The organism is Devosia sp. MC521 (assembly GCF_014127105.1).
Lineage (GTDB): Bacteria > Pseudomonadota > Alphaproteobacteria > Rhizobiales > Devosiaceae > Devosia.
The window spans coordinates 1662220-1681762 of sequence record NZ_CP059902.1 but is presented as its reverse complement, the minus strand read 5'-3'; the positions used below and the strand labels follow the sequence as shown (position 1 = coordinate 1681762).

The following is a 19543-nucleotide window of genomic DNA, read 5'->3' as shown; positions in this document are numbered from 1 at the left end:
GAGGAGACTATCGTGAGACGACATCTTGTTTTATTGGCCACAACGGCCTTAGCCAGTGCATCCCTGTTTGCTGCCCCAAGTTACAGTCAGGAACAGGTCAATCTGACCTGGCAAATGTGGGGCGATGAAAAAGACAGCGCCCTGTTCGGAAGCCTTGCAGCACTGGTCACCGAACAGTATCCGAATATTACGGTGACGCCACAGTTCTCGGGTTGGACGGATTATTGGACGCGCCTGCCCGTTCTTGCTTCATCCGGGCAAATTGCTGACATCGTCGCCATGCAGTCGATGCGCATGCCCACCTTCTACGGCATTCTTGAGCCGCTTGATCCATACTTCGAGAAGGAAGGGTTTGACGTCAATCTCTACGAAAGCTCCATTATGGAGGGGCTTTCACATGGCGATACGCAATACGCCCTGCCCTATGACGTTGGCCCTTGGGTCGTCTACTACAATATAGACCGTTTTGAAGAAGCGGGCATTCCGACCCCAGCCCCAGACTGGACCTTCAACGACTTCCGCGATGCCGCGCTCAAGCTTACCGGCGATGGCAAATACGGTTACGCCACTCAGGCATTTGACTTCATTGCCGGTCCGGTCGCTTTGGGCGCCGAATACCTTAATGACGCCGATGAGTTCGACGCAGCTAACCCTGGCTATGTCGAGGCCGTCGGAAAGTATGTTGATCTCGTCAATGTCGACAAGACGTCGCCAGTCTTCGCCTCAGGGGCAGGCGCAATCACTGGGAGTGGTCGATTTGCGACCGGTGAAGCAGCGATGTACATCGATGGTCCTTGGGTGCTGGTCCAGACCAAAGACAGCGTTGATTTCAAAATCGGCGTGGCGCCACTGCCGCGTGGCGATGGGCCGTCTCGTTTCATCACTGCAGGTTCTGGCTGGGGTGTTGCCGCCGCCAGCAAGCACAAGGATGAGGCTTTTAAGGCTCTCGCCGTTCTCACCGGCCCGAAAGCTGCCGAAATCCTTGCAACCGCTGGCCGGGCGCTGCCGGGCCGTCTCGACGCCCAAAAATTCTGGTACGACGAGGCCGCAAAGGATGTCGTCGGCGCACGCGAGGCGCTCACCTACGCTTTTGAGCACTCGACCAAGTTCCGTCTGAACGAAAAGTACAACGATTTTGAAAATCTGATCACCCAGTACATGCCACTGGCCTTGCAGGGTGACTCAACGACCGAAGCTGTCCTGACTGACATTCAGAACCAGCTGCCGTTCTAAAACCTTCTCCCCCCGATCCGGCGGGAGCAATTCCGCGGGGTCACCCTCAGTTTAGCAAGGGACGGAGCCATGACAGCGATAGAAACGGGCGCAACGCGCATAGTTGTGCCAGTGAACCCCAAGAAGAGCCGCATTGCGGCGCGGGAAGCCCGCACAGCATTGTTCTTCCTGCTGCCCGGCCTCATCGGCATGATCCTCTTCCTTGTGCTCCCCATTCTGGCCTCGGTGGTTCTGAGTTTCACCAATTGGAAGCTCCTTGGCACGCCAGAGTTCGTTGGTTTCGCCAATTATCAACGTCTGCTCACTGCTGATCCGCAGTTTTGGCCCGTTCTGCGCAACACCTTGTTCTTCACGGTCGAGTATCTGATCCTCAACCTCGTGATTTCATTGGCCCTTGCGACATGGATATCGAGCGCCAAGTTCGGCCAGAAATGGTTCCGGGTCATCTTCTTTCTCCCCACCTTCACGCCCGGCATTGCTGTCTCCATAGTGTGGCTGCTGATCTTCATGCCGGGCGGTTTTTTTGATGGGGTGATGCAGGCCATTTCCGTCACCATGCCAAACATGCTGACCAATCAAGGTCTGGCCATGCAGGCCGTGATCATCGTCTCGCTTTGGGCTGGCGTCGGCTACAACACGGTCTTGTTCAATGCTGCGCTCGATATGGTTCCTCAAAGCTACCTTGAGGCAGCGCGTATTGATGGAGCTACCGCTTGGGACCGGTTCTGGAAGATCCGCCTCCCCTTGATTTCCCCTACGCTGTTTTTTGGCATGGTGATGACGGCGATTTCCTCGCTGCAGGTGTTTGATCAGATCTATGTCATGACCCGCGGCGGTCCCGGCAATGCCACGGCGACCCTGGGCTACGCCATCTACCAGCGTGGCTTCCAGAACTTCCAGATGGGCTATGCCTCAACGATCGCGTGGGTGATGTTTGCCATGATCATGGCGCTCACCGCCTTCCAATTCTGGCTACAGCGCAAGTGGGTGCACTATGACAACTAAGCGCGAAAACCTGCACTTTACCCCGGCCGAACTGGTCAGCCATGTGTTGCTGATCATCGTGGCACTCATCTTCCTCTTCCCATTCTTCTGGATGGTGTCCAATGCCGTGCGCTCCAATGTGGAGGTTCTGGCAACACCCGTACGCCTGATCCCCCATCAGTTCGAATGGGACAATTTCGTGCGGGCTTGGACCGAGTTGCCGTTCGGGCGGTTTTTTCTCAACAGCATGATTGTCGCCGTGAGTGTGACCATCATCACCGTCATTGTTTCGTGCCTATCTGGTTACGCGTTTGCCCGACTGAACTTCCCCGGGCGCGACCTCTTGCTGATGGGCTACCTTGGCACGCTTATGGTTCCGGGGATCATGCTGATCATTCCGCTGTTTCTTATCGTCAACGCACTGGGCATGGTGAACACGTTCCAAGGGGTTATCCTACCCGTTGCCTTCGGCACCTTCGGCGCGTTTCTCATGCGGCAGTTCTTCCTCTCCATACCCATGGAGCTTGAGGAGGCTGCACGCATAGATGGCGCCTCGCGTTTGCGTATCCTCATCTCCATTATCGTGCCGCTCTCCATGCCAGCGATCGGCCTGCTGTCGCTCTTCACCTTCATTGGTCAATGGAACAACTTCCTCTGGCCGCTGATCGTCATGACCGGCACCGAGAATGCCACGCTGCCTGTGGGGTTGACCCAATTTCAAACCCAAGCGGGTACGCAATGGAACTTCATCATGGCGGGCGCGACCCTGTCCATGGTGCCAGGCATTGCTCTCGCTATTCTGCTCCAAAAACTCATCTACAAGTCCATCGCACTCAATGCCGGCATGGGCGGTCGATAGGCGCGAAAACAGGAGGTCATCATGGCCAGTGTTTCAATTCGTAATGTCGTCAAGGCCTACGGCGCTGCCCAGGTATTGCATGGGGTGTCCGTCAACGCCGAGGATGGCGAGTTCGTGGTGCTCGTGGGACCATCGGGCTGCGGAAAGTCGACCCTGCTGCGTATGATCGCGGGTCTCGAAACCATCACTGATGGCGAAATTGCCATAGGCGATCGCGTGGTCAATGACCTCGAACCCAAAGAGCGCGACATCGCGATGGTGTTCCAGAGCTACGCGCTCTACCCGCACATGACCGTTTACGACAACATGGCGTTTTCCCTAAAACTCGCCAAAAAGAGCAAGACTGACATTGCGTCAGAGGTGAACCGCGCCGCCGAAATCCTCCACCTTCAACCTCTGCTGGATCGCTACCCGCGCCAATTGTCCGGCGGCCAAAGGCAGCGTGTTGCGATGGGACGCGCCATTGTGCGTAATCCTGCTGTGTTTCTTTTTGACGAACCCCTGTCCAATCTCGACGCCAAGTTGCGCGTTCAAATGCGAAGTGAAATCAAAGCGCTGCATAGCCGCCTCGGCGCGACAATGATCTATGTCACCCATGACCAGATGGAAGCTATGACGATGGCAGACCGCATCGTGGTCATGCGCGCTGGCGTCATTGAACAAGTTGGCTCGCCCTTAGATATCTACGATCAACCGGCCAATAGTTTCGTCGCCAGCTTCATTGGGTCGCCTGCAATGAACTTTCTCATTGGGCAGGTTGATGCAACGAACGAACCCGTCTTGGTTGACGCAGATGGGCTTCGTTGGCCGCTTCCAGCTAGCGCGCGTGGCCTACACGGAAAATCCATTACCGCAGGCATACGTCCCGAGCACATCGCGCTTGGCGACGGGCCAATCTCCGGCACGTTGCAGAGCATAGAACCGACCGGGGCGGAAACCCATCTCGTTGTGCACGCTGGTGCGCATGATCTCACCGTACTCACACGGGATCGCTTGTTCGGATCAATTGGCTCACCAATGTCTGTGCGCACCGATGTATCGAAGATGATACTCTTCGATACGACCAGTGGTCACCGCATCGGTGATATCCCTTCCTAAGAATCTCGGTAGGCCAAAAACTCGAGCGTCGCCTCCCCCGCACAGCTTCACGAAGCCGAGCGTGGCCAGTCACTGTGCTGGCCACTTTTACGCGCAATCTGCTATAGTCGTTTTGGCTATAAACCCCGCCCATTCAAAGGGTTGAGAGGAAATTTGCGCAGAAGGCGTCTTCTAAAGACAAAAATCCTGAGGTGAACGGTTCATTTGAATTTCGTTCGCTCGACAGATTGGCGCATAAAGACGACAAAGTTAGTCGAGCAAAGGAATAACTGTGCCTGACCATCTAGACCACACATCGCCTCCCACACATGAGGCATCCGATATCGCGATCCGACTGCAAGGCGTAGAGAAGACTTATGCTGCCCGTGGTGGGAATGATCAGGTCTTCGCACTGCGCGGCATCAATCTCGATATCCCGCGTGGGAACATTGTCGGTGTCATCGGCAAGTCCGGCGCCGGCAAGTCGACCCTGATCCGGCTCATCAATGGCCTTGAACTGCCAACCGCGGGTAAGGTCATCGTTGATGGGGTTGAGGTTTCTGCGCTGTCCGAAAAGCAGCTGCGCGATGAACGTCGTTCAATCGGCATGATCTTCCAGCACTTTAACCTGCTGGCGCGACGCACGGCCTATGGCAATGTTGCGTTGCCTCTCGAAATCGCTGGCGTTCCGGCCGCCGAGATCAAAAAGCGCGTCCTGCCGCTGCTCGATCTGGTCGGGCTGGCCGATAAGGCCGATCGCTATCCGTCCGAACTGTCCGGCGGCCAAAAACAACGTGTCGGTATCGCTCGCGCTTTGGCGACCAAGCCCAAGGTTCTGCTGTCGGACGAAGCCACATCAGCGCTCGACCCAGAAACTACGGAATCTATTCTGGCGCTCCTGCGTCAGGTCAATGCCGAGTTTAACCTCACCGTTCTCCTGATCACCCACGAAATGAGCGTGATCAAGGCTGTGGCAGACCGTGTCGCGGTCATCGAAGGCGGTCATATCGTCGAGCAAGGCCCGACCTATGACGTCTTCACCCAGCCAACCAATGCGACGACGCGCAAGTTCGTGTCCGAATTAACAGGCACCGCCCTGCCCGAGCACATCCGCAACCGGATCGTTTCCGCTCCTGCGGTTGGCAAGCAGGCCTATGTCACCCTCACGTTCAAGGGTGAAGGCGCAGCGCAGCCCTTCCTTTCGGTCCTAACCCGCCGCCTAGGTCTCGATTTCGGTATTATTCAAGCCAAGGTCGACCATATCCACGGCAAACCTTTCGGCACACTGGTCATCAGCGCCGACGCAACTCCGGAAAAGCTGGCTGCACTGCAAACAGAGGCCAGCACCTTAGGTCTCGAAACGGAGGTTCTTGGCTATGCTTGAGATCTTCTCGCCTCAAATGCTGAACCTGTTCTGGAATAGCCTTGTCCAGACGTTCCACATGGTCTTGGTGTCCGGCATCGTCGGGACGGCTATCGGTTTGCCGCTGGGCGTCTTTCTGGCGACCAGCCAAAAGGGCGAACTGTTTGCGGCCCCTGCCCTCAACGCCATTCTTGGCCTTATCGTCAACGCCGCGCGTTCGACCCCATTTATCATTCTCGTCGTCGCCATCGTGCCGCTGACCCGACTTATCGCGGGGACCTCCATCGGCACCACGGCAGCGATTGTCCCTCTCACAATCGCAGCTGCGCCCTTTATCGCCCGCATCATCGAAGGCGCTATTCGTGGCGTTGACCGCGGCCTGATCGAAGCGGCCCGTTCAATGGGCGCAAGCCCTCTGCAGATCGTGCAAAAGGTCCTCCTCCCAGAGGCGCTTCCTGCCATCACCCTCGGCCTGACCCTGACCATTGTGAGCCTCATTGGCTTCTCGGCCATGGTCGGCGCTGTTGGTGGTGGTGGTTTGGGCGATCTGGGTATTCGTTTTGGTTATCAGCGCTTTATGCCAGACGTCATGTTGGCTGTGGTGCTGGTGCTCATCGTCATTGTCCAGAGCGTACAAAGCCTGGGCGACTTCCTCGCAAACCGCTTCGACAAGCGGTCGCGTCATTAATCTTTCTCCCAATAGTCGGATTGTTCAAATGAGCCTCAAGACTTTTACTGCTGCCCTGATCGCTGGTGCATCGCTGATCGCAGCCCCAGCCTTTGCTGAAGACGTCAAGATTGGCGTCACCCCTGGCCCACACGCCCAGATCATGGAACAGGTTAAGCCGATCTTCGAAGCCAAGGGGCACACCTTGGAAATCCTGGAGTTCTCGGATTACGTCATTCCGAACGAAGCGCTGTCGACCGGCGACCTCACCGCCAACTCGTTCCAGCACCAGCCATACCTCGACAACCAGATCGCTGATCGCGGCTACAAGATCGAAACCGTCGCTGTCACCGTGAACTTCCCGATCGCCGTTTACTCGGACAAGTTCGAGAAGTTTGAAGACCTGCCAGAAGGCGCAAAGATCGGCCTCCCGAACGACCCAACCAATGGCGGTCGTGTTCTGCTGCTTCTGGAATCCGCTGGCCTGATCAAGCTCAAGGAAGGCGTTGGTACGAAGGCTTCGGTGATCGACGTTATCGAAAACCCGAAGAACGTGCAGTTCCTCGAAATCGACGCTGCTCAGCTCGCGCGCACTCTGCCCGATCTGGATGCTGCTGGCATCAACACCAATTACGCTGAAGACGCTGGTCTCGACCCAGTCAACGGTTCGATCCTGCGCGAAAGCCCAACCGGCCCATACGTAAACGTCATTGCCGTCCGTTCGGAAGACAAGGACTTGCAGTGGGTCAAGGATCTGGTCGCGTCCTACCACAACGATGAAATCAAGGCGTTCATCGAAACCGAATTCAAGGGTTCGATACTCGCAGGCTGGTAAGCACTGCGCATAGCCAAATGAATGGGGCGCTTCGGATATCCGAGGCGCCCTTTTTTTGTCAGCGATTGAGAATGTGGCCGGTCAGCACATCGATGCACATGCCATCAAAGGCAGGCGTCACATTGGGCGGCGTTTCGTCGTCCGTCGTGTGATAGTCGAGGTCAATGTGCAGATTGGTGAGAATGCCTTGCTGCGGGGCAAAGCGCTCGATCATGTCCAAGGCTTCGGGCAGGCTCAAATGGCTCGGGTGGGGTGTCGGTCGCAAAGCATCGATAATCAACGTCTTGAGCGCGGTCATGCCAGCCTCGGAGCTTTGCGGCAGTGCTGAGAGATCGCAGCAATAAGCAAAATCTTCGACGCGGAACCCGAAGCACATAATATCGCCGTGGACCATGTCAAAGGCGAGAAAGTCGATTGTGCCGCCCGGCCCGTCAATGCTCACGGTGTCACCATCGGCAATGACGTGGGCGTCGAGAATTGGCGGGTAGGAACTGCCTGCAGGAGTTTTAAAGCAATAGCCGAACGCAAGATTCAGGCGTTCGCCGCACGCCTCAGAGTAATAAACGGCGACCCGCTTGCGGCTCTGTAGTGCCAGCACGCGCAGGTCGTCGATCCCATGAGTGTGGTCGGCATGCTCATGCGAATACAGCACGGCATCAAGACGCCCCACATTTGCAGCAAGCAATTGCTCGCGCATATCAGCGCCGGTGTCGATGAGCACGCGCGTCGGTTCATCCACGCCGTTCTGCCAGGCCTCAACCAGCAAGGCGCAACGGGTACGGCGGTTGCGGGGCTCGAGTGGATCACACGCGCCCCAGATATTGCCTAAACGCGGCACGCCGCCGGATGATGCGCATCCCAGAATGGTCGCGATGATCCGGTCGGGTTTGGCCATGAGTTATTTGAGCCCGGTCTTGGAAAACAGACGCGCAAAATTCGCCGTGCTTTCCACGCCGCACTGTTCAAGGCTGATGCCACGCACTTCGGCGACCTTGGCCGCGGTGTGACGGACATAGCTTGGCTCATTGCTTTCGCCCCGATGCGGGATCGGCGCGAGATAAGGCGCGTCGGTTTCGACGAGGTAACGATCCGCCGGCACCATTCTGGCGACCTCGCGGATTTCCTCGCCGTTCTTGAAGGTGATGATCCCCGAGAACGAGATATAGCCGCCCAGCTCTAGCGCAGTTTCAGCCAAAGCCTTACCCGCCGTGAAGCAATGCAGAAGGAATGGGAAATCCCCCTGCTCTGTTTCTTCGCGCAGGATAGCGGCCATGTCCTCATCGGCTGCGCGGCTGTGGATAACCAGTGGAAGACCGGTGATCCGAGCTGCTGCAATGTGCCGACGCAATCCGATGGCCTGCGCTTCGCGCGGAGCATTGTCGTAAAAATAGTCGAGACCGGCTTCGCCGATAGCAACGCAACGCGGATGGGTACTTAGCCGTACAAGGTCTTCCGTTTGAATATGGAGTTCTTCGTGGGCGTTATGCGGATGTGTCCCAACGGAACACCAGATGTTCTGGTATCGTTCGGCAAGGTCTGTGTATGTTGAAAACTTTTCCACACGTGTGGAAATCGTCACCATTCCGGTGACGCCAGCGGCTTCGGCTCGGGCGAGAACGCCGTCCAAATCATTGGACAGCGCCTCAAAGTCGAGATGGCAGTGACTATCGATCAGCATTATTCAGCAGGCTTCTCGACGCGCGCAAAGACGCCCTGCGGAACCGGCAGTTCGGTGCCCGAAACAAGACTATTCTGGGTCTTAGCGGCCTCCAGAGAACGCTGATCATTTGGCACACCCAACTGATCAAGAAGGCGGGTCGCCGACGCAGGCACGAACGCCTGCATGGGGATTGCTAATCGACGGACAGTATCTGCGGTAACAAACAGAACCGTTTCCATGCGGGCGAAATCAGTCTTCTTCAGTGCCCACGGCTCTTGGCCAGCAAAATAGTTATTAGCGGAGCTAAGTGCAGCGATGATCGCACCAGTTGCTTCATGCACAAGCTGCTCATCCATCGCTTTTTGTGCCACCTCAAGCGCTTGGCTCACTTCGGTGATGAGAGCTTCATCCTCAGCAGTCAACGGCCCTGGCGTAGGGACCTTCGCTTCGCAGTTTTTGTTGATCATCGACAGCGAACGCTGGGCAAGGTTGCCAAGGTTGTTGGCGAGATCTGCATTGACGCGATTGACCAGCTTTTCGTGGCTGTAGTCGCCGTCATTGCCGAAAGACACTTCGCGCAAGAAGAAGTAGCGAACAGCATCTGGACCAAAGGTTTCGACCAGCTCGAACGGGTCGATCACATTGCCGAGCGACTTGCTCATCTTCTGGCCGTCAACGGTCAGGAAGCCGTGGGCGAAGACGCGGTGCTGCACAGGCAGACCGGCGCTCATCAGGAAAGCTGGCCAGTAGACGGTGTGGAAGCGAATGATGTCCTTGCCGATGACGTGCAGGTCAGCGGGCCAGAATTTTTTGAACAGCTCGCTCTGCTCGTCCGGATAGCCAACGCCGGTGATATAGTTGGTGAGCGCATCGACCCACACATACATCACGTGGCCTTCAGCGCCCGGAACCGGAATACCCCAATCAAAGGTAGTGCGCGAAACCGAAAGGTCCTGTAACCCGCCCTTTACGAAGGAGATAATTTCATTGCGACGTTCCTTCGGCGCGATGAAGTCTGGGTTCTCTTCATAGAGCTTGAGGAGGCGATCCTGATAAGCCGAGAGACGGAAGAAATAAGTAGGCTCTTCGACCCATTCCACTTCCGCGCCCGACGGAGCAAAGCGCTTGCCGTCCTTTTCGGTCAGCTCAGCTTCGTCGAAATAAGCTTCGTCGCGAACCGAATACCAGCCTTTATAGGTGGACTGGAAGATATCGCCATTGTGGCTCGCTTCCATCTGCTTCCAGATGGCCTGCGCGCTCTTATGGTGACGCTCTTCGGTGGTGCGAATGAAATCGTCGTTAGAGAGGTTGAGCAGTCCTGCCAGCTTCTGGAACTGCGCTGAGTTCTCATCCGCCAGCTCGCGAACAGAAACACCCTTGGCGGCAGCGGTCTGCACCATCTTGATGCCGTGCTCGTCCGTGCCGGTGAGGAAATAGACATCGCGCCCTTCCAGACGCTTCCAACGCGCGATGGCGTCAGTCGCGATCATTTCATAGGCATGCCCGATGTGTGGGGCGCCATTGGGATAGGAAATCGCGGTCGTGACGTAAAAGGGCTTGGTCATTCTTGCTCAGCGGAATTTGCGGACAGGGCGCTATGCTTCCGGATCCAATCGAAGATCACGACCAGTGTCTGCTTGAAATCAAGATTGACACTATCGGCCTCGGACAGAAGCGCGTTTGCCTTCTCCCATAGCTCAGTTGCGGAGGCAAGTCGCCTACGATCTGGCCCGTGCATTGCCGCATCGCGCATTTCTGATGCCAGCCAATCACTCAGGATCTCGCGCGCAAAGGACATATCGGGGCCATTGGGATCACTCCCAAGCGCGTCACCGAGTTTTAGGTGCGCTTCTGTTGGCATGGCGGCCGGGTTCTGCAGCCATGTGATCAGCGCCCCAACGGGGGAAGTTTCAGCGAGAGCCAGTGTTTCAAACGCCCGACGCGGGCGACCGCCTGCCAATTGCACGGCGCGGTCTAGGGTTGAAGCATCAAGCTCAGGATGATTGTTCATCACCACATCTGCCACAAGCTGATCACTCAGCGGACGGAGAGCGATATTGTGGCAGCGCGATTTGATCGTCGGCAGCAGGCCACCGGGGCGATGGGAAATCAGGAAGAAGGTCGTGTCTGCTGGCGGCTCTTCGAGTGTCTTGAGCAGAGCATTGGCAGCGGATGGATTGCAGTCGTCGATCGAGTCAAGAACAGCGATACGATGCCCCGAGCGACCGCGCGTCTGCTGCAAGGTTTCGCGCAGCTCACGCACATCTTCGACGCGGATCACCGTATAGAACCCCTTAGCCTCCTTCATTCGGCGTCGAAGCACGCTCAGGTTCGGATGCGAGCCAGCCGCGATTTGCTCGCGTACGCGCTCGGCGCTTTCATCGCCAGTGGCGGTAAATATCGCAGCAGCCAACTCGAAAGCGAGCGTGGCTTTTCCGATCCCCTCAGGCCCGTGAATCATTATCGCGCCCGGTAGGCGGTGATCGGCCAATTGCGCCAAAATTGCTTGTCGCGCCTTGTCATGACCAACGGCAAGCTGCCGCTGTTCTGGCAGCGGGAGATCTTCGATTGCGTTTGGATCGATCACGCCTGCGGCCTACCCTGAAGTTCGGGGAAACGCTGGGTCACGACGGACCAAATGGCCATTTCGAGAGCCTCTTCGCTCTGATGCGCCGACAGCACGACACAACGGTCGGCATTCCGCGACGCTATATCGAGGAAATTGTCCCGCAGACGTTCGTGCCAGTCGAGATCTTCCTTCTCAAAGCGATCCCCTGTGAGCTGCAAACCATCCTCGACGGCGCGCTGTTCAACGCGCTGGAAAGCCAGTTTGGGGTCCATGTCGAGAACAAGAGTCAAATCGGGCGTATGACCATCGAGCGCGAGATTTTCCAGCGCATCAATAAGCCCGTCTTCAACACCACCCGTCAGCCCCTGATAGGCGCGGGTTGAGTCACAGAAACGGTCGGAAATCACCCAGGTGCCGCGCTCGAGATTGGGCGCGATAAGTTGGTGGACGTGGTCATAGCGCGCTGCCGCGAACAAAATCGCTTCTGCCCCCGGCCCCCAGCTCTCGGACTTTCCCTGGAGAATGAAAGCGCGGATTGCTTCGGCCTTTGGCGTGCCACCGGGCTCGCGTGTGCGCACCGCCTCAATGTCATTGCGCGCCAAATTCTGCAGCAAGCGCTTGACCTGCGTAGACTTTCCTACGCCCTCTCCACCTTCAAAGGTGATAAATCGTGCTGTGCCTCGATTTGGCGCTTTTAGCATGGTCTCGTGTCATTCCGGTCAGAGCCAGCCAAGGGCGAGCTGTTTGAGCGCATCGGTTGCGCGACGAACAATATCACCCTGCGCTACTGATTCAGCAGCATAAAGCGGCGTCGATTGAATGAGCTGATCGTCGCAGAACACACGCAGTTCGGCAAGTTTCTGTCCTTGCTCCACGGGCGGCATGAGCGGCGCGGTATAATTGATGGTTGCAGCGAGGCACTGCTTCGTCCCACGCGGCAGGTAAAGCGCAACTTCGCCGTTACCGACAAGGCCGACACTGGCGACTTCGCCACCATACACATCTGCGGTGCCAACAATCTGCCCCGCCGCATAAGGCGTAACCTTTTCAAAGGCGCGCGCGCCCCAGGTCAGCAGCTTACGCGCTTCTTCGGTGCGCTCGCGCATCGACTCCAGCCCGTGAACCACGGCCACGAGGCGACGATCGCCTTGGCTGGTCGACGTCACAGAGCCGTAGCCAGACGCTTGCGTATGTCCAGTCTTCAGACCATCGACGCCAATACCCATTTCGACGAGCGAGTTTCGGTTAGGCTGCTTGATCTTGTTCCACTCCATCTCCGGCTCAGAGAAGTAGTGATAAAACTCGGGGAACTCGCGGATGAGATAGCTCCCTAGCACCGCAAGATCGCGCGCCGTGGAATACTCATCAGGATCAGGCAGGCCGGTCGAGTTCACGAAATTCGAACCGGACAAACCAATCTGCCCGCCCAACTCGTTCATCATCGCCGCAAAGCTGCCTTCGGAGCCAGCAATGCCTTCCGCCAGAACGATTGCCGCATCATTACCCGATTGGATAATGACCGAACGCACCAAATCTTCGACGCGAATTTGTGAGTTCAAAACGGCGAACATGGTGGAGCCACCAGAGGCAGCCCCGCCCGTACGCCAAGCATTTTCGGAAACCCAGAACTCATCGTCCAGGGACAAACGCCCTGCCCGAACCTCAGTGAACACCACTGCCAGCGTCATGAGCTTGGTCATGCTCGCTGGCTCTAGGCGCTCATCTGCGCTTTTCTGGTAAAGGACGGTGCCAGATTCATGGTCGGTCAAAATGGCGAACTTCGCCTTACTGTCAAACGCCACCTGAGCGTTCGCCTGAGAAATCAGGCCCAGCATAGCGATCGTAGCAAACAACACTCTCACGTCCGCCCCTCCGTGATGGAAATTAATCCGTTGCTCGCATTTAAATCAAAGTCAGAGCACTATTCCAACCTCGGCAGCGAGGTTACGAACGTCTTCTTCGGTCACGCCCGGTTTTAAATTGGTCAGCGTCAGTTTTAAAGCCGAACCAGAGCTCAACGGCAAAGCGCTTTCTGTAACAGCACCGAGCACAGCGAAGCGCTCCGAGACAGACTGCGCACTCGCATCGTCATAGAAAACGCCGAGATCCACATTGACTGGCACAGCGCCTGGCGTTGCGAAGGCCGCGAGGTCGAGCCCGCCTGCTGCCATTGCATTTGTGGCAGCCTGCGCCGAACTATCCGGAACAGCACCAGCCTCGGCATAAGCGAACAGACCGCCGAACATGCCGAAAATATTGTTCGTCACACCGAAATTGCCGGTCGCCACTTGCGTGTGCTTCCCGAATTCCTGCGGACCATTATAGCTCGCCATCAATTGGCGCGTATCATCGCCATTGAGCGGCGCTTCGCCAACATAAGCGATCTCGACATTGGCAGAGCCATTCTCGACATAGCCAAGCATGGCCGCCGAGCGATAGCTAAGGTCGATCACGCGACCAGCAACATAAGGACCACGATCGTTGACGCGCACCACGAGCGAGCGACCGTTATCCTTATTCGTCACACGAACATAGGAGGGCAAAGGCAGAGTAGGATGCGCTGCCGTGATAGCATTGGCGGAGAAGATTTCGCCGTTCGCAGTTTTGCGACCATGGAAATCAGCGCCATACCAAGAGCCAGTACCAGCAGCAACATAGGCCGGATCGTGTTGCGGAACATAAGTCCTGCCCGCAACCGTATAGGGCTTTCCGACCTGATAGCGACCACCACCACGCGGAGGATGAGGATTCGTCGTTACGCGCGGCGAGGAGGTGACGCCGTACTTGGCCGAAGTGAAGGCACCACGCTTCACTGTCGGCCCGAGATTCCCCATGTTGCATGCGGCAATAGCCGGGACGAGCAGAGAGGTTAGAACCAAAAACCGTGCGTATTTGCGGTAATGTTTCGTCACTGTTCGCGCTTCTTTTTAAATGGAGCCTATCGCGCGTTAACCTACACGCCTGCGCCGATGCATAAAATTGAAGACAGTTTTGATGGTTTATAAACCCCTAATCTCACCAACCCCCGCTCGCACCACCAATCCGCCTGCGGCGCATGAACACAATTATGGGCAAAGCGAGCATCAAGCTTGCTCAGATATAAAGATATCTTTATATGCGTACGAGCCGGTACGCGGCACAGACTTCCTAAGTGTATAGAGGACGGTAGATGAGCCCCTCCGAGCTGAACATCTCAAGCCCAGTTTCCCAGGATTGGAACGAAGTGCGCTCCGCACTTTCAAAGGCTATGGAGGAGCGTATCCTCGTTCTCGACGGCGCTATGGGGACGATGATCCAGCGTCTCGGCCTGACGGAGGAAAACTTCCGCGGCGAGCGCTTCAAGGATTGGTCGCACCCACTCAAGGGCAATAACGACCTCCTCGTCATCACCGAACCGAAAATGATCGAGGACATCCACTACAACTATTATATGGCGGGTGCGGATATCGTTGAAACCAACACGTTTTCTGGCACCTCTGTGGCGCAGGCCGACTATGCCTGCGAAAGCGCTGTCTACGACATCAACTACCAAGGCGTGATCGTTGCCCGCCGCGCTGCACGGCGCGCTGAGGCAGAAGATGGTCGTCGCCGTTATGTTGCGGGCGCCCTCGGACCGACCACAAAAACCTCCTCCATGTCGACCGACGTCAACAATCCCGGTCACCGCTCCATCAGCTTCGACGAGCTGGCAATCGCCTATGAAGAAGCCCTGCGCGGCCTGATCGACGCTGGCGCTGACCTTCTGCTCTTTGAAACCATCACCGACACGCTCAACACCAAGGCCGGCCTGTTCGCTGCTCGCAAGATTTTTGACGAGCGCGGCATCGATGTGCCGATCATGATTTCGGGCACCATCACCGATCGTTCGGGCCGCACGCTCTCGGGCCAGACCCCGACCGCCTTCTGGTACTCGATCCGCCACGCCAACCCGATCACCATCGGGCTGAACTGCGCGCTCGGCGCCGATCTGATGCGCGATCACATCGCCGAACTCTCCAAGGTCGCCGATACCTTTATCTGCGCCTATCCGAACGCTGGCCTGCCCAATGAAATGGGTGCTTACGACGAAACGCCGGACGACATGGCGCGTCAGTTGCAAAGCTTTGCCTCCGAAGGCCTCCTCAATATCGTCGGCGGCTGCTGCGGCTCGACCCCAGACCATATCCGCGCCATCGCCCAGATGGTCGCGCAGTATGAGCCACGCAAAGTTCCCGAGATCGAGCGCCTGCTGCGTCTCGCGGGCCTAGAGCCGTTCACGCTCACCGCGGACATTCCTTTCGTCAACGTTGGCGAGCGCACCAATGTCACCGGCTCGGCCAAGTTCAAAAAACTGATCACCGCTGGCGACTACACCACAGCGCTCGACGTTGCGCGGGACCAAGTCGCGAATGGCGCTCAGGTCATCGACATCAATATGGACGAGGGCCTGATCGATAGTAAGCAGGTCATGGTTGACTACCTCAACCTGCTCGCCGCCGAACCCGATATCGCCAAGGTTCCGCTGATGATCGACAGCTCCAAGTGGGATGTCATCGAAGCTGGTCTGAAATGCGTTCAGGGCAAGGCGCTGGTCAACTCGATCTCGCTCAAGGAAGGCGAAGACGCCTTCATTCATCACGCCAAGCTCGTTCGCGCCTATGGCGCTGCGGTTGTGGTGATGGCCTTTGACGAAAGCGGTCAGGCCGATACCAAGCAGCGTAAGGTCGAAATCTGTACCCGTGCGTATAAGATCCTCACCGAGCAGGTCGGCTTCCCGCCAGAAGACATCATCTTCGACCCGAACGTGTTCGCGGTTGCGACCGGTATTGAAGAACATAACAATTACGGCGTCGACTTCATCGAAGCGACCAAGGAGATTGTTGAGACCCTGCCCCATGTTCACATCTCGGGCGGTATTTCCAACCTCTCCTTCTCGTTCCGCGGCAATGAGCCGGTGCGTGAAGCCATGCACGCGGTCTTCCTCTACCATGCCATCAAGGTCGGCATGGACATGGGCATCGTCAACGCCGGTCAGCTGGCGGTTTACGAAACCATCGACGCCGAACTGCGCGATGCCTGCGAGGACGTGATCCTCAACCGCACGCCAAATGCCACGGATCGTATGCTCGAGCTGGCGGAACGCTATCGCGGTCAGGGCGGCGCAGCGGGCAAGGCCAAGGACCTCTCTTGGCGCGAACTCCCCGTCGGTCAGCGCATTACCCATGCGCTGGTCAATGGCGTCACCGAATTCATCGAGGCAGACACCGAAGAAGCCCGCCTCGCTTATGACCGCCCGCTGCACGTCATCGAAGGCCCGCTGATGGACGGCATGAATGTCGTCGGCGACCTCTTCGGCTCGGGCAAGATGTTCCTGCCGCAGGTGGTAAAGTCCGCCCGCGTCATGAAGCAGGCCGTTGCCTATCTCCTGCCCTATATGGAAGAGGAAAAGGCTGCCAATGGCGGCACTGGCCGCTCCAGCGCGGGCAAGGTTCTGATGGCAACCGTGAAGGGCGACGTCCACGACATCGGCAAAAACATCGTCGGCGTGGTTCTGGCTTGCAACAACTACGAAATCATCGACCTCGGCGTTATGGTCCCGTCGGCGAAGATTTTGGAAGTGGCCAAGGCCGAGAACGTCGACATCATTGGCCTTTCGGGTCTCATCACCCCCTCGCTGGACGAAATGGTCCATGTCGCCGCCGAAATGGAGCGCGAAGGATTTAACATCCCGCTGCTGATTGGTGGGGCTACGACCAGCCGCGTTCACACGGCGGTAAAGATCCACCCGCGCTACAACCGTGGTCAGGCCGTTTACGTCAACGACGCCAGCCGCGCTGTGGGTGTTGTCTCTGCGCTCCTCTCGGACGATCAGAACGCCGCATTCGTCGAAACCACACGCGCGGAATACGCCAAGGCGGCGGCTGCGCACGAACGTGCTGAACTGGACAAAAAGCGCCTGCCGCTGGCCACTGCCCGCGCCAATGCGTTCAAGTCCAACTTTGATGGCTACACGCCACCAAAGCCGACTTTCCTCGGCACCAAGACCATCACCGATCTCGACCTGGGCGAAATCGCCCGCTACATCGATTGGACCCCGTTCTTCCAGAGCTGGGAACTCAAGGGCCGCTACCCGGCCATCCTTGAAGACGAGAAACAGGGCGAAGCCGCTCGTGCGCTCTGGGCTGACGCTCAGAAAATGCTCAAGCAGATCATTGGCGAAAAATGGTTCAACCTGAAGGCCGTCATCGGCTTCTGGCCCGCAAACCGCGTCGAGGACGACATCCGTCTCTTTACCGGCGAAGATCGCGCCACTGAGCTGAATACCTTCTTCACCCTGCGCCAGCAGCTGTCCAAGCGCACCGATAGCGCCAATGTCGCCCTGTCCGACTTCGTCGCTCCCGTCGGCACGCCCGACTATCTTGGTGGTTTTGTTGTCACCGCAGGCCTTGAAGAAGTCGCCATTGCAGAGCGCTTCGAAAAGGCGAATGACGATTATTCGTCCATTCTCGTTAAGGCCCTCGCGGACCGTTATGCCGAAGCCCTAGCCGAATATATGCACGAGCGCGTCCGTAAGGAGCACTGGGGCTTTGGCAAGGACGAGACGTTTGCGCCAGACGAGTTGGTTGGCGAACCCTATGCCGGCATTCGCCCGGCTCCGGGCTACCCAGCTCAGCCAGACCACACTGAAAAGACCACTCTTTTCAATCTACTAGATGCAGAAGCTCAAGTCGGAGTTACACTCACTGAGAGCTATGCCATGTGGCCAGGCTCGTCCGTTTCCGGTCTCTATTTCAGCCATCCTGACGCCTATTATTTTGGCGTCGCCAAGGTCGAACGCGATCAGGTTCTGGACTATGCGGAACGCAAGGGCATGGCGGTTGCCGAAGTGGAACGTTGGCTCGGCCCTGTGCTGAACTACATTCCGGGTAAGTAACTTAGGATATAGGAGCAGGCTCCCGGCGCTGTCGGGAGCCTTATTTCTTCACCCTTCGGAACCCTTCGCCTCCTCACACGTCTCCTTCAGAACCCCCTCTCAGGTAGCACTATGTTGGCTCCCCAAATTCCAGTTCTGGTTGTGACCCAAGCGGACGCGCTGCCTCAACTCGCACCCGGCGACAGGCTTCTGCGCTTACCCCGCAACTCCGGCCACGGTCACGCCGATGGCGCCAGCTGCGTGGCCTGTTCCTCTCAGACAGATGTCCGTGCCCTGCTCTACAATCTGCTGTTGGACCGCGACAACGGTACTGACAATTTCACCCGCGTTATCGTGGATGCCAGCGCTATCCCTGAGCCCCTGCAGGTCATGTTCGCCTTAACGGGCAAGCTGCCTGCCCAAGCCCTTCGCGACCACACTGTCGCCAAACGCTTTTACCTTCAGGGCGTAGCGGGCCGGTAAAGATCTATAGGCGTGAGCCAATAGTGCTTCAGACCATTTATTCGATCCACCCCACCGTCGTTGCCGGACCTGTCCCAGCAATCCAGACAGGCCTCGCACAAAACAGGATCACCGGGACAAGCCCGGTGATGACGACGACGCTGAAGGCACCTAGCGCAACGACCTCAGTCGCGCTCTAGCAGTGCTTTCCAAATGATCCCGCCAATAGCGGCGCCTGCAAGTGGGGCGAGGATAAACACCCAGACTTGGCCCAAAGCCCCATTGTCCGCAAACAAGGCGGCCGCGATGGAGCGTGCTGGATTGACCGAAGTGTTGCTCACCGGGATCGAGATCAAGTGGATCAGGGTCAGCCCCAAACCGATAGCGATTGGCGCGAAACCAGCCGCGGCATTCTTATGCGTCGATCCCAAAATGATAATCAGGAAAAACGCCGTCAGCACCACTTCAGCTACGATAACGGACACCAACCCATAGCCATGCGGAGAAAGCGTGTCATAGCCGTTCGAAGCAAAGCCGCCAGCGACAAAACCAGTCACGCCCGACGCAATGACGAAGAGCACCAGTGCCCCGAGCGCACCGCCGATGATCTGAGCGACCCAATAAGGCACGAGGTCCTTGTAATCGAACCGACCAGCGACAGCGAGCCCGAGAGAAACAGCAGGATTGAAATGCCCGCCGGAGATGTGCCCGACCGCGTAAGCCATTGTCAGCACAGTTAAACCGAAGGCCAGCGAGACACCTGCATAGCCAATTCCAAGTTCCGGAATGCCCGCCGCAAGAACAGCTGAGCCACACCCTCCAAAGACAAGTCAAAACGTTCCGAATGCTTCAGCTGAAAGACGCTTAATCATGGCCTTCTCACTCCAAGCAGGTGATTCTGCTTTGGATATGCTGTCTAAAATTTCCGAAATCAGCAAAACA

17 protein-coding genes and 1 pseudogene are annotated in these 19543 nt (G+C 57.2%); 10 read left to right on the top strand and 8 right to left on the bottom strand.

All coding sequences use genetic code 11. The annotated features are described in order from the left end of the window. The first annotated feature begins 12 nt into the window (after positions 1-12). The 7 genes from H4N61_RS08050 (at position 13) to H4N61_RS08020 (ending at position 7018) form a co-directional block, all read left to right on the top strand. Positions 13-1233, top strand: a complete 1221-nt coding sequence (locus tag H4N61_RS08050) for a sugar ABC transporter substrate-binding protein (protein ID WP_169193897.1) — start codon at positions 13-15, stop codon at positions 1231-1233. Positions 1234-1302: 69 nt separating this feature from the next. Beyond that, positions 1303-2238 carry a sugar ABC transporter permease gene (locus tag H4N61_RS08045; RefSeq protein WP_182395693.1) on the top strand — a complete coding sequence of 312 codons (936 nt, stop codon included), beginning with the start codon at positions 1303-1305 and terminating at the stop codon, positions 2236-2238. Continuing rightward, positions 2228-3076 (top strand): carbohydrate ABC transporter permease, encoded by an 849-nt coding sequence (locus tag H4N61_RS08040; protein ID WP_169193899.1) that lies wholly within the window; start codon positions 2228-2230, stop codon positions 3074-3076. The genes H4N61_RS08045 and H4N61_RS08040 overlap by 11 nt, the downstream gene beginning before the upstream one ends. Before the next feature lie 21 nt (positions 3077-3097). Then, positions 3098-4174, top strand: a complete 1077-nt coding sequence (gene ugpC, locus H4N61_RS08035; RefSeq protein ID WP_169193900.1) for a sn-glycerol-3-phosphate ABC transporter ATP-binding protein UgpC — start codon at positions 3098-3100, stop codon at positions 4172-4174. A 322-nt stretch (positions 4175-4496) separates the two neighbouring features. Beyond that, on the top strand, positions 4497-5537 hold the full coding sequence (locus H4N61_RS08030; RefSeq protein ID WP_248306602.1) for a methionine ABC transporter ATP-binding protein: 1041 nt from the start codon (positions 4497-4499) through the stop codon (positions 5535-5537). After that, positions 5530-6204: a methionine ABC transporter permease gene (locus H4N61_RS08025; RefSeq protein WP_169193901.1), complete on the top strand. Its 675-nt coding sequence runs from the start codon at positions 5530-5532 to the stop codon at positions 6202-6204. Before H4N61_RS08030 ends, H4N61_RS08025 begins: the two co-directional genes overlap by 8 nt. A gap of 28 nt (positions 6205-6232) precedes the next feature. After that, positions 6233-7018 (top strand): MetQ/NlpA family ABC transporter substrate-binding protein, encoded by a 786-nt coding sequence (locus H4N61_RS08020; protein ID WP_169193902.1) that lies wholly within the window; start codon positions 6233-6235, stop codon positions 7016-7018. A 58-nt stretch (positions 7019-7076) separates the two neighbouring features. Here the strand turns inward: H4N61_RS08020 and H4N61_RS08015 are convergent, their stop codons facing one another. The 7 genes from H4N61_RS08015 to H4N61_RS07985 are packed head-to-tail and all read right to left on the bottom strand — an operon-like array spanning position 7077 to position 14081. After that, positions 7077-7913, bottom strand: a complete 837-nt coding sequence (locus H4N61_RS08015; RefSeq protein WP_169193903.1) for an MBL fold metallo-hydrolase — start codon at positions 7911-7913, stop codon at positions 7077-7079. Positions 7914-7916: 3 nt separating this feature from the next. Further along, positions 7917-8696 (bottom strand): TatD family hydrolase, encoded by a 780-nt coding sequence (locus H4N61_RS08010; RefSeq protein WP_182395692.1) that lies wholly within the window; start codon positions 8694-8696, stop codon positions 7917-7919. Then, positions 8696-10243 carry a methionine--tRNA ligase gene (gene metG, locus H4N61_RS08005; RefSeq protein WP_182395691.1) on the bottom strand — a complete coding sequence of 516 codons (1548 nt, stop codon included), beginning with the start codon at positions 10241-10243 and terminating at the stop codon, positions 8696-8698. The genes H4N61_RS08010 and metG overlap by 1 nt, the downstream gene beginning before the upstream one ends. After that, positions 10240-11265, bottom strand: coding sequence for an AAA family ATPase (locus H4N61_RS08000; RefSeq protein ID WP_182395690.1), 1026 nt, complete (start codon positions 11263-11265; stop codon positions 10240-10242). Before H4N61_RS08000 ends, metG begins: the two co-directional genes overlap by 4 nt. Further along, the gene (gene tmk / locus H4N61_RS07995) at positions 11262-11948 is read right to left on the bottom strand and encodes a dTMP kinase (RefSeq protein ID WP_169193907.1); all 687 of its coding nucleotides are present in this window, start codon (positions 11946-11948) and stop codon (positions 11262-11264) included. The genes H4N61_RS08000 and tmk overlap by 4 nt, the downstream gene beginning before the upstream one ends. 18 nt (positions 11949-11966) lie before the next feature. Continuing rightward, positions 11967-13103: a D-alanyl-D-alanine carboxypeptidase family protein gene (locus H4N61_RS07990; RefSeq protein ID WP_248306585.1), complete on the bottom strand. Its 1137-nt coding sequence runs from the start codon at positions 13101-13103 to the stop codon at positions 11967-11969. 57 nt (positions 13104-13160) lie between these two features. Then, entirely contained in the window at positions 13161-14081 is a 921-nt protein-coding gene (locus tag H4N61_RS07985; RefSeq protein ID WP_182395984.1) for a septal ring lytic transglycosylase RlpA family protein, read from the bottom strand. 335 nt (positions 14082-14416) lie between these two features. Here H4N61_RS07985 and metH point away from each other — a divergent pair, with 335 nt between their 5' ends. The 3 genes from metH (at position 14417) to H4N61_RS07970 (ending at position 18801) form a co-directional block, all read left to right on the top strand. Continuing rightward, positions 14417-18160 carry a methionine synthase gene (gene metH, locus H4N61_RS07980; RefSeq protein ID WP_182395689.1) on the top strand — a complete coding sequence of 1248 codons (3744 nt, stop codon included), beginning with the start codon at positions 14417-14419 and terminating at the stop codon, positions 18158-18160. Between the two features lie 111 nt (positions 18161-18271). Continuing rightward, the gene (locus H4N61_RS07975) at positions 18272-18622 is read left to right on the top strand and encodes a hypothetical protein (protein WP_169193909.1); all 351 of its coding nucleotides are present in this window, start codon (positions 18272-18274) and stop codon (positions 18620-18622) included. Positions 18623-18645: 23 nt separating this feature from the next. Continuing rightward, on the top strand, positions 18646-18801 hold the full coding sequence (locus H4N61_RS07970) for a hypothetical protein (protein ID WP_169193910.1): 156 nt from the start codon (positions 18646-18648) through the stop codon (positions 18799-18801). Here the strand turns inward: H4N61_RS07970 and aqpZ are convergent. Beyond that, positions 18787-19473, bottom strand: a pseudogene (aqpZ, locus tag H4N61_RS07965) (aquaporin Z). The gene H4N61_RS07970 and the pseudogene aqpZ sit on opposite strands and share 15 nt — an antisense overlap. Between the last annotated feature and the right edge of the window lie 70 nt (positions 19474-19543).